Raw genomic sequence first — 14,666 nt, 5'->3', positions numbered from 1 at the left:
CTTGGCGCGCACGATGGCGGCGGAGTCGTTGGCAGTGACGGCGCGGGCTTCCACGGCGGCGGCAGCGCCGGCACCGTCGAGGCGGTCCATGTTGGCTTCGGTGGCGTGGCCGGCGTTGGCGCCTTTGGCGGCTACTTCGCCTTCTTCTTCTTTGTCGAATTCGTCCCAGCTCAGCATGACGTGTCGTCTCCTGCGTGAGGGCTCAAAGGTGCCCGTGTGAAACCGGATGGTTGGGTGTTCACACGGCCCTTGGGCCGCGGTGGATCTTAAGGAATCGTTTGTTGCAGCAGCTCGCGCAGGCAAATAAACGGAAATTACGTAACGGGTCCTGCATGAGGCTTGAGGGGCGGAGCGGTAGGTGCTTGCTCCAGCGCAGGCCTCAGGTCTGGCGTTTCGTCCCTGTGTAAAGGGATATTGCAGGCCCGATTTACCCGCGCATTATAGGGAAAAAATCGGGTTTGTGTTGTGGCGGATGGTCACTGGGGAGAGCCAAAATGACTTGGTTTTCGGCCAAAGCGAGTGTTTGCAAGGCTTTGCTGGGGGTGGCGATTTTTGACGGGCGGGGGATGTTTTTTTTGGGGGCAGGGGAAGGGGACGCAAGAACAGTGGTCGTGGCCGAAATCGCCATCGCAGGCAAGCCAGCTCCCACAACTGATGTGTGGTGTATTCAAGGGCGGGTTCTTGGCCGCAAGAACGATTTCTTGCGGCAATTAAGAATCCAACTTCAGAAGTTATTAGCCGTTAGAGCAACCATTGCCCATCACTTGATAGTTAAGAATATGACGCTGGCCTTGCGAATCTTCATATTCCATCTTCACCGGTACAACTTCGCAAACTTCTGGAATGCTGCTCATGGACAAGACTTTGGCAACATCCAAGTGAGTGCTATAGGTGTAGTCCTCGACAATCGGGGCGTTCTGGCCGGCCAGTTCAGTCGGGGCTTCGTCCGCCAGGGCGGCGGTGGCGCACAAGCTGCTCAGGGCGATCACTAATAACGCTTTCATTTCTTCATTACCTTCTTCAGGGCGAAAGGGGGCACGGGGCCCTGGTGAGGCCGCGTGTGTCACTTAAAAGTTGGGAAGTTCGGATTAACGTTGCCTTCGTGGGGGCTGTTGCGTTGTTAATCTCGGTGCCGTGTTGGCGGAGTTGATTCTAGGCCTGCGCGTTATATTCATATACCCGTGCTTTTGATAAACACTTTTGGCGGTTTTTGTAACAATCCCTCAATCAAGATTTTTTCAGAAACCTGCCAGGCGCCGCAGCACGCGGGCCAGAGCGGTGAAAAGGCATAGCAGGGCAATTTGTAGGGTCTTGTTACTACCATCGTCGAATGGTTCTATAGGCCCACCCCGGCTACAACAGGGGCCATACAACAACAACTATGTCACCGAGGTAAGAAAGATGAGTGCGGCTTCCCTGTACCCCGTTCGCCCCGAAGTAGCAGCCAACACGCTGACCGACGAGGCGACCTACAAGGCCATGTACCAGCAGTCGGTGGTCAACCCCGATGGCTTCTGGCGCGAGCAAGCCAAGCGCCTTGACTGGGTCAAGCCTTTCACCGCGGTCAAGCAGACCTCTTTCGACGACCACCATGTCGACATCAAATGGTTCGCCGATGGCACCCTGAACGTTTCCTACAATTGCCTGGACCGTCACCTCGCCGAGCGTGGCGACCAGATCGCAATCATCTGGGAGGGCGATGACCCTGCCGAGAGCCGCAACATCACTTACCGCGAACTGCATGAAGAAGTCTGCAAGTTTGCCAACGCCCTGCGCGGCCAGGATGTGCATCGCGGCGACGTGGTGACTATCTATATGCCGATGATCCCCGAGGCCGTGGTCGCCATGCTGGCCTGCACCCGCATCGGCGCGATCCATTCGGTGGTGTTTGGCGGCTTTTCTCCGGAAGCCCTGGCCGGCCGCATCATCGACTGTAAGTCGAAAGTGGTGATTACCGCTGACGAAGGTATTCGCGCCGGTAAGAAAATTCCGCTTAAGGCTAACGTCGACGATGCACTGACCAACCCGGAAACCAGCAGTATCCAGAAGGTGATCGTGTGCAAGCGCACCAATGGTGCGATCAAGTGGAACCAGCATCGCGACATCTGGTACGAAGACCTGATGAAAGTAGCGGGCACCGTTTGCGCGCCAAAAGAGATGGGCGCTGAAGAAGCGCTGTTCATCCTCTATACCTCCGGTTCCACCGGCAAGCCCAAAGGCGTGCAGCACACCACCGGTGGCTACTTGCTCTATGCGGCCCTGACCCACGAGCGCGTATTCGACTATCGCCCGGGCGAAATCTACTGGTGCACCGCCGATGTCGGCTGGGTCACCGGCCACACCTACATCGTCTACGGCCCGCTGGCCAATGGCGCGACCACGCTGCTGTTCGAAGGCGTGCCGAACTACCCGGATATCACTCGAGTAGCGAAGATCGTCGACAAGCACAAGGTCAACATCCTCTACACCGCACCGACTGCGATCCGCGCCATGATGGCCTCCGGCACCGCTGCCTGTGAAGGCGCCGATGGCAGCAGCCTGCGCCTGCTCGGTTCGGTGGGCGAGCCGATCAACCCGGAAGCCTGGGACTGGTACTACAAGAACGTCGGCCAATCCCGTTGCCCGATCGTCGACACCTGGTGGCAGACCGAAACCGGTGCCACGCTGATGAGCCCACTGCCAGGCGCCCATGCGTTGAAGCCGGGTTCGGCGGCACGGCCGTTCTTCGGTGTGGTGCCGGCGCTAGTGGACAACCTGGGCAACATCATCGAAGGCGCCGCCGAAGGCAACCTGGTGATTCTCGATTCCTGGCCAGGCCAGGCGCGTACCCTGTACGGCGACCATGACCGTTTTGTCGACACCTACTTCAAGACCTTCCGCGGCATGTACTTCACCGGTGACGGCGCCCGTCGCGATGAGGATGGTTACTGGTGGATCACTGGCCGTGTGGATGACGTGCTGAACGTGTCCGGCCACCGCATGGGCACCGCCGAGATCGAGAGCGCCATGGTTGCTCACCCCAAAGTCGCCGAGGCGGCGGTGGTCGGCGTGCCCCACGACATCAAGGGGCAGGGCATCTATGTGTACGTCACCCTGAAGAATGGTGAAGAGCCCAATGAAGCGCTGCGCCTGGAGCTGAAGAACTGGGTGCGCAAGGAAATCGGGCCGATTGCCTCGCCGGATGTAATCCAGTGGGCGCCTGGGTTGCCGAAAACGCGCTCGGGGAAAATCATGCGGCGCATTTTGCGCAAGATCGCCACGGCTGAATACGATGGGTTGGGGGATATCTCTACTTTGGCAGATCCAAGCGTGGTGGCGCATTTGATTGAAACGCACAAGACCATGAACGTCGCGTAAGCGGGGTAGGTGGGACAGAGCCCCATTCGGTGCAAGCCGGGTGGGGCTTTTTTGTAGGAGTTCGAGCCGATGCGAATTCCCTGTGGGAGCGGGCTTGCTCGCGAAAGCGGTGGGTCAGTTGGCTCATATCTAGCTGACCCCCTGCATTCGCGAGCAAGCCCGCTCCCACATTTGGTGTGCACTCCATAGCATGCAGTGGTGGCGGTCTAATAGGGTCGCATCACAACCAAGCCAATAAATATCGGTTTTCCCGGTATGACGTTTCTGAATGTTACCGGCCCGCTCAAATGTGTAACCACCCGCACAAACCTGGGGCAATGGACCACGCCCACGCCCCGAAAAACGCGTTCTAGACACCCCTGAAAATAAGATTAAACGCCAGACTTGCTGTGCTAGAAGGGTTTGCGAATAATAGGCCCGCAATTTGCAGCATCATCAGGTTTAATATCTTTTGTCTCTGCATAAAACTCAGAGGCTGTCAATGTGCTGGAACCGCTTTCTCAGTGCTTCTGTAAATTGTTGTCGCATTGAGGAAATATCGGCTTCCTGCCTGTCGTTAGAATGCCGATCACTCGCTCGTCGTCGCAGGTGTCGCCCGCGCAGGACGCAGCACCGCTATTCGGTTACACCTTCGCCGCATCGTGGGCCATGGCTCATACTGCTGTTTTTGCCCTATACCGATGGAGTCCCAAGATGAAGAAACTCGTGCTGTTGGGCGCCCTGGCGCTGTCCGTGCTGTCCATGCAGGCTTTCGCCGAAGGCAAGCCGCTGAAAATTGGTATCGAAGCGGCTTACCCTCCGTTTGCCTCGAAGGCGCCGGATGGCAGCATCGTCGGTTTTGACTACGACATCGGCAACGCCCTGTGCAAGCAGATGGACGTCAAGTGCACCTGGGTCGAGCAGGAATTCGATGGCCTGATCCCGGCGCTGAAAGTGCGCAAGATCGACGCGATCCTGTCGTCCATGTCCATCACTGAAGATCGCAAGAAATCCGTGGACTTCACCACCCGCTACTACCTGTCCCCAGCGCGCCTGGTGATGAAGGAAGGCACCACCGTCAGCGACGGCCTGGATGAACTCAAAGGCAAGACGATCGGTGTGCAGCGCGGTTCGATCCACGACCGTTTCGCTCGTGAAGTCCTGGCGCCAAAAGGTGCGAATATCAAGGGCTACAGCACCCAGAACGAAATCTACCTGGATGTGTCCGCCGGTCGTCTCGACGGTACCGTGGCTGACGCCACCCTGCTGCAAGACGGTTTCCTGAAAACCGACGCCGGCAAAGGCTACGCATTTGTAGGCCCATCGTTCACCGAAGCCAAATACTTCGGCGACGGTATCGGCATCGCAGTGCGCAAAGGCGACAAGGAAAACCTTGAACGCATCAACGCGGCCATCGCTGCAATCCGTGCCAACGGCGAATACAAGAAAATCCAGGACAAGTACTTCGACTTCGATATTTACGGCGCTGACGCCAAGTAACTCATCGCAGCTGTCTGTCCGAAATGGCGCAAGCAACAGTCATCCTGAAGTTTGCGCCATTTTTTCATCCCCCTTTTCGAGGACCTGAATCATGTTGAAAGGCTACGGGGCCGTCATCCTCGATGGCGCATGGTTGACGCTTCAGCTCGCCTTGTCGTCCATGGCCTTGGCCATTGTTCTGGGTCTGATCGGGGTCGCGCTACGCCTGTCGCCGGTACGCTGGCTGGCTTGGCTGGGCGACCTGTACTCCACGGTGATCCGCGGGATCCCCGACCTGGTGCTGATCCTGCTGATTTTCTACGGCGGTCAGGACTTGCTCAACCGCGTCGCGCCGTTGCTGGGCTTTGACGACTATATCGACTTGAACCCCTTGGCCGCCGGTATCGGCACCCTGGGTTTCATCTTTGGCGCTTACCTTTCGGAAACCTTCCGCGGCGCCTTCATGGCCATCCCCAAGGGTCAGGCCGAAGCCGGCCTTGCGTATGGCATGAGCAGTTTCCAGGTGTTCTTCCGGGTGATGGTGCCGCAGATGATTCGGCTGGCGATCCCCGGTTTCACCAACAACTGGCTGGTATTGACCAAGGCCACCGCGCTGATTTCGGTGGTAGGTCTGCAAGACATGATGTTCAAGGCAAAGCAGGCGGCAGACGCCACCCGCGAGCCTTTTACCTTCTTCCTCGCAGTGGCGGCGATGTACCTGGTGATCACCAGCGTGTCGTTGCTGGCCTTGCGTTACCTTGAGAAGCGCTACTCGGTAGGCGTAAGGGCGGCTGATCTATGATCTTCGACTACAACGTCATCTGGGAGGCCATGCCGCTGTACCTTGGCGGCTTGCTGACCACCCTGAAACTGCTCGCCATCTCGCTGTTCTTCGGCCTGCTCGCGGCCTTGCCCCTGGGCTTGATGCGCGTGTCCAAGCAGCCGATCGTCAACGGAGTGGCCTGGCTTTACACCTACGTGATCCGCGGCACGCCGATGCTGGTGCAGCTATTTTTAATCTACTACGGCCTGGCGCAGTTCGAAGTGGTGCGCGAAAGCTTCCTGTGGCCGCTGCTGTCCAGCGCGACGTTCTGTGCGTGCCTGGCGTTTGCGATCAACACCAGCGCCTACACCGCCGAAATTATCGCCGGCAGCCTCAAGGCCACGCCTAACGGTGAGATCGAAGCGGCCAAGGCCATGGGCATGTCGCGCTACAAGCTGTACCGCCGCATCCTGTTACCGTCGGCCCTGCGCCGCGCGCTGCCGCAGTACAGCAACGAAGTGATCATGATGCTGCAGACCACCAGCCTGGCGTCCATCGTTACCCTGATCGACATCACCGGTGCCGCGCGTACCGTGAACGCTCAGTATTACCTGCCGTTCGAAGCCTATATCACCGCCGGCGTGTTCTACCTGTGCCTGACCTTCATCCTGGTGCGTCTGTTCAAGTTGGCCGAGCGCCGCTGGCTGAGCTACCTGGCTCCCCGGAAGCACTGATATGGAACGTATCGATCATCTGCTGCCCTGGGGGCATTTGGGCTGCGAGCGCCAGCTGAGCGTGTTTCGTTTCGGCAGTGGCGAGCGCAAGGCCTATATCCAGGCCAGCCTGCACGCCGATGAGTTGCCTGGCATGCGTGCCGCCTGGGAACTGAAAAAGCGCCTTGTGGAGCTGGAACAGCAAGGCGCGCTTAATGGCGTGATCGAGTTGGTGCCGGTCGCCAACCCGATGGGTCTCGGCCAGTTGTTGCAGGGCAGCCACCAGGGGCGTTTCGAAGTCGGCAGCGGCAAGAATTTCAACCGCGATTTCGTCGAACTGAGCGAGCCGGTGGCCGATTTGCTGCAAGGCAAGCTGGGGGACGACCCGCACGCCAATGTGCGCCTGATCCGCCAGGCCATGAGCGATGCGCTCAACGCCTTGCCCGAGCCGAGCAGCCAGTTGCAAGGCATGCAACGCATCTTGCTGAGCCACGCCTGTACTGCCGATGTGGTGCTTGACCTGCATTGCGACGCCGAAGCCGCGCTGCACATGTACGCGCTGCCCCAGCACTGGCCGCAGTGGCGGTCGCTGTCGGCACACCTGAATGTGACGGTCGGCCTGCTGGCGGAAGATTCCGGCGGCAGTTCGTTTGACGAGGCGTGCTCGTTGCCGTGGCTGCGTTTGTCGCGCCTGTTCCCCGAGGCGCAGATTCCGCTGGCCTGTCTGGCAACGACGTTGGAGTTGGGTGGCCAGGCCGACACAGGCCGTGATGAAGCCATCTTCCACGCCGAAGGCATCCTTGCGTTCCTCGCCGAACAAGGCTTGATCAAGGGCGAGTGGCCCGCGCCGCAACACGAACCTTGCGAAGGCGTGCCTTTCGAGGGCACCGAACTGCTGTTCGCGCCCCATGCCGGGGTGATCAGTTACCTGCGTAAAGCGGGCGATTGGGTAGAAACCGGCGACGAGATTTTTGAAGTGATTGACCCCCTGACCGACCGCGTAAGCACTATTTGCGCGGGTACCTCGGGGGTGTTGTTTGCCGTTGAACGGCTACGTTATGCCCAAGCGGGTTTCTGGCTGGCCAAGGTGGCGGGGCGCGAAGCGCTGCGTCACGGGCGCTTGCTCAACGACTGACCACCTGTTTTTGTGAGAACCGACCGCATGTACAAGCTTGAAGTCCAAGACCTGCATAAACGCTATGGCAGTCATGAAGTACTCAAAGGTGTGTCCCTGGCTGCCGCAGCCGGTGATGTGATCAGCATCATCGGCTCCAGTGGTTCGGGCAAAAGTACCTTTTTGCGCTGTATCAACCTGCTCGAGCAACCCCACGCCGGCAAGATTCTGCTCAATAACGAAGAGCTCAAACTGGTCGCGAACAAAGACGGCGCCATGAAGGCCGCCGACCCTAAACAACTGCAGCGCATGCGTTCGCGCCTGTCCATGGTGTTCCAGCATTTCAACCTGTGGTCGCACATGACCGCGCTTGAAAACGTGATGGAAGCCCCGGTGCACGTGCTGGGCATCTCGAAGAAAGAAGCCCGTGAAAAGGCCGAGCACTACCTGGCCAAGGTCGGCGTGAGCCACCGTAAGGACGCGTTCCCCGGCCATATGTCCGGCGGTGAGCAGCAACGCGTGGCGATTGCCCGCGCCCTGGCGATGGAGCCCGAGGTGATGCTGTTCGACGAACCGACCTCGGCGCTGGACCCGGAGTTGGTGGGCGAAGTGCTCAAGGTGATGCAGGACCTGGCCCAGGAAGGCCGCACCATGGTGGTGGTGACTCACGAAATGGGCTTTGCCCGTGAAGTGTCGAACCAGTTGGTGTTTTTGCACAAAGGCGTTGTTGAAGAGCATGGCAACCCGCGGGAAGTGCTGGTGAACCCGCAGTCCGAGCGCCTTCAGCAGTTCCTCTCCGGCAGTTTGAAATAATCAAGACTGCCACCCTACCCCTGTAGGAGCGAGCTTGCTCGCGAAGATCCTCAACGGTAACGCGGGAAGCCTGATACCCCGCGGCGTACTCAGGTTTTTCGCGAGCAAGCTCGCTCCTACAGGAGAGCAGGTCTTCATTGTTTTTGAGATTTGTGTTGGTTTACGGGCTAGCATTGGCCCACAGCTTCTTTCACCGTTTTCGCTCCGGATAGCACTCCATGACCGCCCACAAAATTGGTTTCCTGATTTGGCCCAGCACAAAAGCCCTCACGCTTGCGCTGGCTGAGGAGGCCTTGCGCGTTGCCCAGCGGGTGCATCCGGACGTGGTCTACGAGCTGTCGTTCCTGCTTGCCGAGCCCGCCGTCGAAGGTGCCTGGCAACTGCCGGGCGAACCGTGGGCCGGTAAGCTGGAAGGGTTTCAGAAGCTGTTCCTGTTGGCCGACGAACCGCCCACGGTCATCGCTTCGCCGCTCAGCACCGCGCTCAAGCAGCTTGTTCGGGCAGGCTGTGTGATCGGCGGCTTGTCGGCGGGCGTATACCCACTGGCCCAACTGGGCCTGCTCGATGGCTACCGCGCCGCCGTGCACTGGCGCTGGCAGGACGATTTCGCCGAACGCTTCCCCAAGGTCATCGCCACCAGCCATCTATTTGACTGGGACCGCGATCGCCTCACCGCCTGTGGCGGTATGTCGGTACTCGACCTGCTGCTGGCGGTACTGGCCCGTGACCACGGTGCGGAATTGGCCGGTGCGGTGTCCGAAGAGTTGGTAGTAGAACGCATCCGCGAAGGCGGCGAGCGCCAGCGCATCCCGCTGCAAAACCGCCTGGGTTCCAGCCATCCGAAGCTGACCCAGGCGGTGTTGCTGATGGAAGCCAATATCGAAGAGCCGCTGACCACCGATGAAATTGCCCAGCATGTATGCGTCTCACGACGACAGCTCGAAAGGATCTTCAAGCAATACCTGAACCGCGTTCCCAGCCAGTACTACCTGGAACTACGCCTGAACAAGGCGCGCCAGATGTTGATGCAAACCAGCAAGTCGATCATCCAGATCGGCCTGTCGTGCGGCTTCTCCTCGGGGCCGCACTTCTCCAGCGCCTACCGCAACTTCTTCGGTGCCACCCCTCGCGAAGACCGCAACCAGCGGCGTAGCAGCAGCCCGTTCGAGTTGTCTTCGGTGCCGTCCGAGCGCGGCTGATTTCTACTCGTCCACGTCTGTTTCAGACGATTCGGTCGAAAGCCCGGGATCAGGAATGTGCGCCGGGAGGTGCCGGGCCTCCGGTACGCCGAAGCTGACGGCCGTACGGTTGTAGTAGCGGTGCAGCATGATGAGCGTCGTTGGCGTGAAAGGGTTGCCACTCAGGTCGAAGTCGTCAGCCAGTTCAGGGTCCACCTCTATGATGTCGCTGGGAAGCTCGGTGATCTGGTTATCGCTCAAGTTCAGTTGGCTGAGTGACCGCAGGTTGAAGGTGCCATGAGGGGCTTGGGTGAGGCCGGCATTTTCGAGCATCAGCGTGGTTAACCTGGGCATCTTGCTGACGTCGGGGGTGATTCCCAGCAGGTTGTCACTCAGGTCCAGGTATTCAAGGTTTTCCAGGCCGCTCAGGGCGTCAGCGCTGGTGGGCGTCAAGCGGATATGACTTTGCGACAGGCTGAGTGTCTTGAGCTTCGGCAGTTGGAATATTTCGTATGGGATGTCTGGCAACGCGTAGCGGTGGATCAGCAGGCTCTCCAGATTGGGGAGGCATTTGAGAAAGCCGACGGGGATGGACGTGGTTTCTTCGCCCTTCATGTCTAGTTTCGAAACATGGTTGAACTCGATATTCAACTGCGGCAGATCGCCCAGAATGGGTAGCGTCGAGACCAGTTCATGTGTGTCTGCCGGCGCTGTACGAGTGGTATCCAGGGGCGTTTCCCGTCGCCAGCATGCCTCAAGCAAGGACTTGAACTGTTGGCGCAGCACCTGTTGTTGCGCTTGTGCCTGTTGCTCCAGGGGGGCGTTGGTGCGTGGGTGCTGTTGCGGTACATCCACGGCCCACTGTTCAAGGTCGGTTTGCAGGCGCTCGTAGTCTGCCTTCAGGTGAACAAGCTGCGGCAGGGCCTCGTCCAGGCTGCCGGGGAGCCCGAAAATGAACCGGCTGGCTTCGCGGTCGGTGAAGCTCGGGTAAAGCTGATGAACCAGGCGGCGTTCGCCGACCTCGGCGTCTACGCCAAAATGTTCGCCGGTGCTCTGGCAATAAGTTTTTACCTTCTCCAGGGCCGGACGCGCGAGCGGATTACCTGTGAGGTCAAACGCTCTGGCGTCTTCGCTGCTCAGGCTGAACAGGGCATCGGGCAACGCCTGCAGGGCATTGTCGCTGAGGTTGGCATGCACAAGTCGAGGGCGGTCAACCAGGCCGGCTGGGAATTGGCTGATGCCTGTCTGGCTGAGGTTCAGCCGTTGCAAGTGGGCCATGTGTTCAACGTTGGGGGCCAATGCCAACGGGTTGTTGGACAGGTCCAGGGTTTTCAGTTCCCGCAGGGCGCCAAGGCTGGTTCGGCTTTGCTCGGTCAGGCGAAGGCTGCAGTTGCGTAGCGTCAGCTCGTTGAGATGGGCCAAAGGTGTGAGTTCATTCGGCAGTGTTGTGAGCTTGATGTCACGGATATTTACCCCCCGCAGGTTGGCAAAGCGCGCCAGGAAGCCAGGGACACCTTGGGTACCGGGATAGCCGCTCAGTTCCAGGTAGGTGATGGCTGGGAAGTTGGCATTGAGTGGCGGTAGCTCACCATAGATCGGCCAGGTGAGGTCCAGCATGTTCCCGCGTGCGTCGGGGTTGTAGTGATCGGCCGGAGTTTCGTGGCGCCAGGCGCGGATCAGTTGCTGCTTCCAATGCCATCGGTTTTGCTGTTCGGCGATGATCAGGTCTGTGTTTATCGGCAATTGGGTACCGAGCAGGGTGCGTGGCGGGTTGAGGTGCCAGGCCGACAGGTTGGCCTCCAGTTGTAAAAACTCCTGCTGCAGGTGCTGAAGCCTGCGCAAGGCCGGGGTGGTTTGGGTGCGCAGGAAGGCTAGCGCCTCGGCCACCTGATCCGGACGCAGGTTGGGGTACAGCTCGTGCAGCAACTGGCTTTCCAACACCTCCTGCCCGCTGCTGCCCGGCGCGGGTTGGGTCGCGTCATAGCCCTCCATACCGCCGGGCAGGCGCATTTTCCTGGGATCAAAGGAGGGTTTGCGCACGGGAACCTCGGCCAACAGCTTGCTCAGTGCTTCTCGCGGCAGGGCATGTTCGAGCAGCGTTTGTCTGAGCAGCGGGCCTTGACCGATATGAATGCCCAGGGCGTCTCGCTGCGCGTCGGGGAGTGCCTGAAGAACGGCCGTGTAAAAGTCGGTCTGCGCGAGCAGTGCGCCTCTGTCGTCTTCGGGAATGAAATCGCCTTGTATGGTGCGTACCAGCACCCGCGGGATTGTGGCCTGAGGGCTGCCGATGGTGTCCCGTACCTTACCGGTACGGCTGAAGTCGGTTATCTCAATGCGCACCTGGGCGGACCACCCCGGCAGGTTCTCCAATGAGTGCAAGGCGAGCCGGTGCGTATCGTTGTTTTCCAGGGCGTCCATGTGCAGCCCCTCAAGCGCCCGATTGACTCTGACTTCATGGGCAGCCCAGCGGGCCCGATCGATCAGGCGCGTTGGCAAGGTGCCTTGGTCGATTTCCAACAGCTCCTGGCCGGTGGCTGTGCGCAGGACCTCTTCAGCTGCGCTGGTGGGCAGGCCGGGTGCGGTGTCGATGATTTTTTGCACGCGTGCGTCCCGGGCCAACTCCAGTCCGCGATAGCGAGCGTCAAACAACGAGGCGCGTTTTTCCTGGGCCTGGCGTGCCAGTTTTTTGCGCAACGTGGCGGCGCGCACGTGCAGTTGCAGGCTGGGGCCGCCGAACTCTTCTTCCAGCAGGGTTTTGCGTTCTGTTTCGTCGAGGGTTTCCAGCAGGGTTTTCAGCAGGTCGCCATTCTTTATCTGCGCTTCATGTATTTGTGCCACGGCAGCGTCAGATCGGCCCTGGTGTTCCCATACGGTTTCGCCCTTGGCGTTGAGCAGCCGCAGTGTCTTGGATTCAGGCCACAGGGCAGTCTGGCTCAGCAGCCATAGCTGCGTCTGGTGATCGGCTTGCTGGTATTGCCCTGGGTCATCGCTGTTCATCTGGTCGATGAAGTCTTGCAACTGCTGGTCGATGTTGACGCGCTTGAGGGTGTCGGCCAGCAGAGGAGGCGCCGGCTCGCGATCCATATACATCTTGCGCAGGGCGGCCTCATCGGTGCCGCTGATAACAAGAGCCTGCTCAAGACGTGCATCGCTGAGCCCGTCGGCGGGCGGCCCGAGGCGGCGCAACAGGGTGGCGCGGTCCCAGGTCAGCGGCTGGTCCAGCTCCGTCACCCAGGCACCTTTGCCATTGCCGATGATGCGCGGCTTATAGGCGTGGGCGCGCGTGGGGTGCTGTAGGAAGGCGTTGCCCGATTGTTGCTCAACCGCAAAATACTGCCCGTCGCGTGGCAATAGCTGTTTGTCCTGGTGCCCGTGCAGCCCCTCGTCGTTGGGGCGTGATTCGGTGGCCAGTTGGACGTTGTGGGAATAGGGTTGCAGATCAGGGTTCCACAGGCGGGTTTTGCCGTCATCAGAGGTCACCGGCTTGAGCCTGTCGAAGAAGTCCCATAACGCTTTGGGCAATGCCTGTCGCAGCAACCCCTCGGCGATGGGCGCACCGACCACGAACATGCCCAGCTGGAGCATTTGTTCGGTGATCGACATCAAGTGCCCGAGCGCCTGTTTCTTGAGCCCTTCGGCCCAGTCGACAATACCTTCAAAGGTTTCATCGAGCAGTTGATAGGCGGTGTAGCCGAGCATCAGCGCGCCCAGCGGTGGAACCAGAGGCGTTGCGATAAACGCGGCGATTTCCAGCAGGGTTTCACCGATTCTTTTCAAGCTCTCCCAGCGTTGCCAGCGTGCCTTGCTGTCGGCGTCAGCGGTGGGTACGGCACTGGTGCGCGCGTCATTGAGCAGTTTGTTGAGTTTGGCCTCGTACAAGTGCTCGAACAGGTCACCCTGGGTTTTCGTGGCAAAAAATTGCAGGTTGGGCTTGGCGCGGGACTGGTCGCGCCAGCTTGGCCGCGGGTCGCCGGGAGTATGCTGATGCCAGACCACTTGGGACAGCCGGCTACCAAGATCGGCCAGGAAGTAGCCGCGATGTTCATGGCTGACGAAACGGCTGAAGAACTGCTGGTAGTCGGCGCTGCGCAATTTGCCGGTCAGATCCTGCATGAACGCCATGCCATCGGCGTAGTACTTGAGCGGGCTCTGGGGGTCGCCGGGGATGTAGGCAACCATGGGAACCGCAGTGCGGTGCAGCTCCAGATCGGCGGCGAACAGCACGATGCCGGTAAGCGGTGCGCCCATCAGGCTCAGGTCATGACTGAGCAGTGGTTTGCCCTCGAGCATCATGCCTTCCAGGCCTTCCAACTGGCGGTCGAGCAAGTGAAACACCGAGTCACTCACATCCTTCTTCAATCGCGCCATATGCAAGGCGGCCCGTGCGTCGGCTTTGAAGCTCTGGGTGACTTTGTTGCGCAGCGCGGCCTTGAGCACAGCGTCTTCGAAACCCAAAAAACGTTTGAGATAGCCTTGGTATTGCTTGCCGATGTCCAGTTCGCGGCACAGCTTGATGAAGGGGGCAATGCCGATTTTGGCTTTCAGATGGGGCAGGGTGCTCAATTGCCCGGAGTCTGAGGCTTGGGTGATAAAGGTTGAGTCCCAGGTGTACGCGTCTTGTTCGGCCTCGGCCGCGTCGAAGTTATGCAGCGCGGCTTGCACCAGTGACACGGTCCAAGTCTTGACGGCCCCGGAGGGTATGGGAAGCAGTGGTGTATGCAAGGGGGTGTAAAGGCGTAGGTAGGTGGCCGCAACATCGGCCTCTACGTCAAAGCGCCGCTGGAGCGCTTGTTGCAGTAAGGGCGCGGCAAATTCCTCAGGTGTCTGCAGTGCTGCCAGGGCGGTGTCCACCCGGTTCTGTGCCTCCCAGCTTGCGGCCACCGCCAGTTTGAGCGGGGCCTGCTGCTGGCGTCGGGTGTCGATATGCCAGTCTGCGAACAGGGGGATAGTCTCTTTCAGGGCCTGGCGCCTGGCGCTTGAAGCGTTGCCCAGCCATTGCGGCAACACCGCGGGGAGGCTGGCGGGTGCGCTGTTTGTGGCGAGTACGAGGTGTTGCGCGAGCAGAGTGGGGGTGGACACGTGGCTGATCCTTCAATGAGTCGAGTCAACGTCATCAGAGCAAGCCTGAACGTGCACAAAGGCGCAGATAGTTATTGCCCACGACAAAATCAGTGGTCCGTGCCCCTGCCTCTCCAGCGGCACACCGTTTAAACTGCGCCATTGCGACGCAATTTGTCGCATTGGCATAAACCCAGGAAAATCGCGGGTTG

At 59.7% G+C, this 14,666-nt stretch carries 9 protein-coding genes and 1 pseudogene; 7 read left to right on the top strand and 3 right to left on the bottom strand.

Annotation, left to right across the window (positions count from 1 at the left end):
• A pseudogene (locus BUE92_RS27515) lies at positions 1 to 177 on the bottom strand (ribonucleotide-diphosphate reductase subunit beta); the annotation flags it as partial.
• 557 nt (positions 178 to 734) lie between these two features.
• Entirely contained in the window at positions 735 to 1,004 is a 270-nt protein-coding gene (locus BUE92_RS00260; RefSeq protein WP_034128473.1) for a DUF2790 domain-containing protein, read from the bottom strand.
• 397 nt (positions 1,005 to 1,401) lie between these two features.
• Here BUE92_RS00260 and acs point away from each other — a divergent pair, with 397 nt between their 5' ends.
• From acs to argR, 7 genes are all read left to right on the top strand, one after another.
• Complete coding sequence (gene acs / locus BUE92_RS00255) at positions 1,402 to 3,357, top strand: acetate--CoA ligase (RefSeq protein ID WP_005790645.1); 1,956 nt, start codon at positions 1,402 to 1,404, stop codon at positions 3,355 to 3,357.
• A 693-nt stretch (positions 3,358 to 4,050) separates the two neighbouring features.
• The gene (locus BUE92_RS00250) at positions 4,051 to 4,836 is read left to right on the top strand and encodes an ABC transporter substrate-binding protein (protein WP_073521459.1); all 786 of its coding nucleotides are present in this window, start codon (positions 4,051 to 4,053) and stop codon (positions 4,834 to 4,836) included.
• A gap of 91 nt (positions 4,837 to 4,927) precedes the next feature.
• Positions 4,928 to 5,617 carry an ABC transporter permease gene (locus tag BUE92_RS00245; protein ID WP_003193627.1) on the top strand — a complete coding sequence of 230 codons (690 nt, stop codon included), beginning with the start codon at positions 4,928 to 4,930 and terminating at the stop codon, positions 5,615 to 5,617.
• Positions 5,614 to 6,312, top strand: a complete 699-nt coding sequence (locus tag BUE92_RS00240; RefSeq protein ID WP_003193625.1) for an ABC transporter permease — start codon at positions 5,614 to 5,616, stop codon at positions 6,310 to 6,312. The genes BUE92_RS00245 and BUE92_RS00240 overlap by 4 nt, the downstream gene beginning before the upstream one ends.
• Before the next feature lies 1 nt (position 6,313).
• Entirely contained in the window at positions 6,314 to 7,426 is a 1,113-nt protein-coding gene (locus tag BUE92_RS00235) for a succinylglutamate desuccinylase/aspartoacylase family protein (protein WP_073521458.1), read from the top strand.
• A gap of 27 nt (positions 7,427 to 7,453) precedes the next feature.
• Positions 7,454 to 8,218 carry an ABC transporter ATP-binding protein gene (locus BUE92_RS00230; protein ID WP_073521457.1) on the top strand — a complete coding sequence of 255 codons (765 nt, stop codon included), beginning with the start codon at positions 7,454 to 7,456 and terminating at the stop codon, positions 8,216 to 8,218.
• A gap of 218 nt (positions 8,219 to 8,436) precedes the next feature.
• Positions 8,437 to 9,417, top strand: coding sequence for a transcriptional regulator ArgR (gene argR, locus BUE92_RS00220; RefSeq protein ID WP_073521455.1), 981 nt, complete (start codon positions 8,437 to 8,439; stop codon positions 9,415 to 9,417).
• A gap of 3 nt (positions 9,418 to 9,420) precedes the next feature.
• On the opposite strand, the gene BUE92_RS00215 is transcribed toward argR, so the two are convergent.
• The gene (locus BUE92_RS00215) at positions 9,421 to 14,475 is read right to left on the bottom strand and encodes a leucine-rich repeat domain-containing protein (protein WP_073521454.1); all 5,055 of its coding nucleotides are present in this window, start codon (positions 14,473 to 14,475) and stop codon (positions 9,421 to 9,423) included.
• Positions 14,476 to 14,666: the final 191 nt, after the last annotated feature.

It is taken from the genome of Pseudomonas fluorescens (assembly GCF_001902145.1).
GTDB classification, from domain to species: domain Bacteria; phylum Pseudomonadota; class Gammaproteobacteria; order Pseudomonadales; family Pseudomonadaceae; genus Aquipseudomonas; species Aquipseudomonas fluorescens_BV.
This window is presented reverse-complemented; position numbering and strand designations above follow the sequence as displayed.

What these genes read in the sequence shown, in the direction of transcription:
- BUE92_RS00260 (WP_034128473.1), bottom strand. Translation starts at nt 1,004, where the DNA reads ATGAAAGCGTTATTAGTGATCGCCCTGAGCAGCTTGTGCGCCACCGCC.
- acs (WP_005790645.1), top strand. Translation starts at nt 1,402, where the DNA reads ATGAGTGCGGCTTCCCTGTACCCCGTTCGCCCCGAAGTAGCAGCCAAC.
- BUE92_RS00250 (WP_073521459.1), top strand. Translation starts at nt 4,051, where the DNA reads ATGAAGAAACTCGTGCTGTTGGGCGCCCTGGCGCTGTCCGTGCTGTCC.
- BUE92_RS00245 (WP_003193627.1), top strand. Translation starts at nt 4,928, where the DNA reads ATGTTGAAAGGCTACGGGGCCGTCATCCTCGATGGCGCATGGTTGACG.
- BUE92_RS00240 (WP_003193625.1), top strand. Translation starts at nt 5,614, where the DNA reads ATGATCTTCGACTACAACGTCATCTGGGAGGCCATGCCGCTGTACCTT.
- BUE92_RS00235 (WP_073521458.1), top strand. Translation starts at nt 6,314, where the DNA reads ATGGAACGTATCGATCATCTGCTGCCCTGGGGGCATTTGGGCTGCGAG.
- BUE92_RS00230 (WP_073521457.1), top strand. Translation starts at nt 7,454, where the DNA reads ATGTACAAGCTTGAAGTCCAAGACCTGCATAAACGCTATGGCAGTCAT.
- argR (WP_073521455.1), top strand. Translation starts at nt 8,437, where the DNA reads ATGACCGCCCACAAAATTGGTTTCCTGATTTGGCCCAGCACAAAAGCC.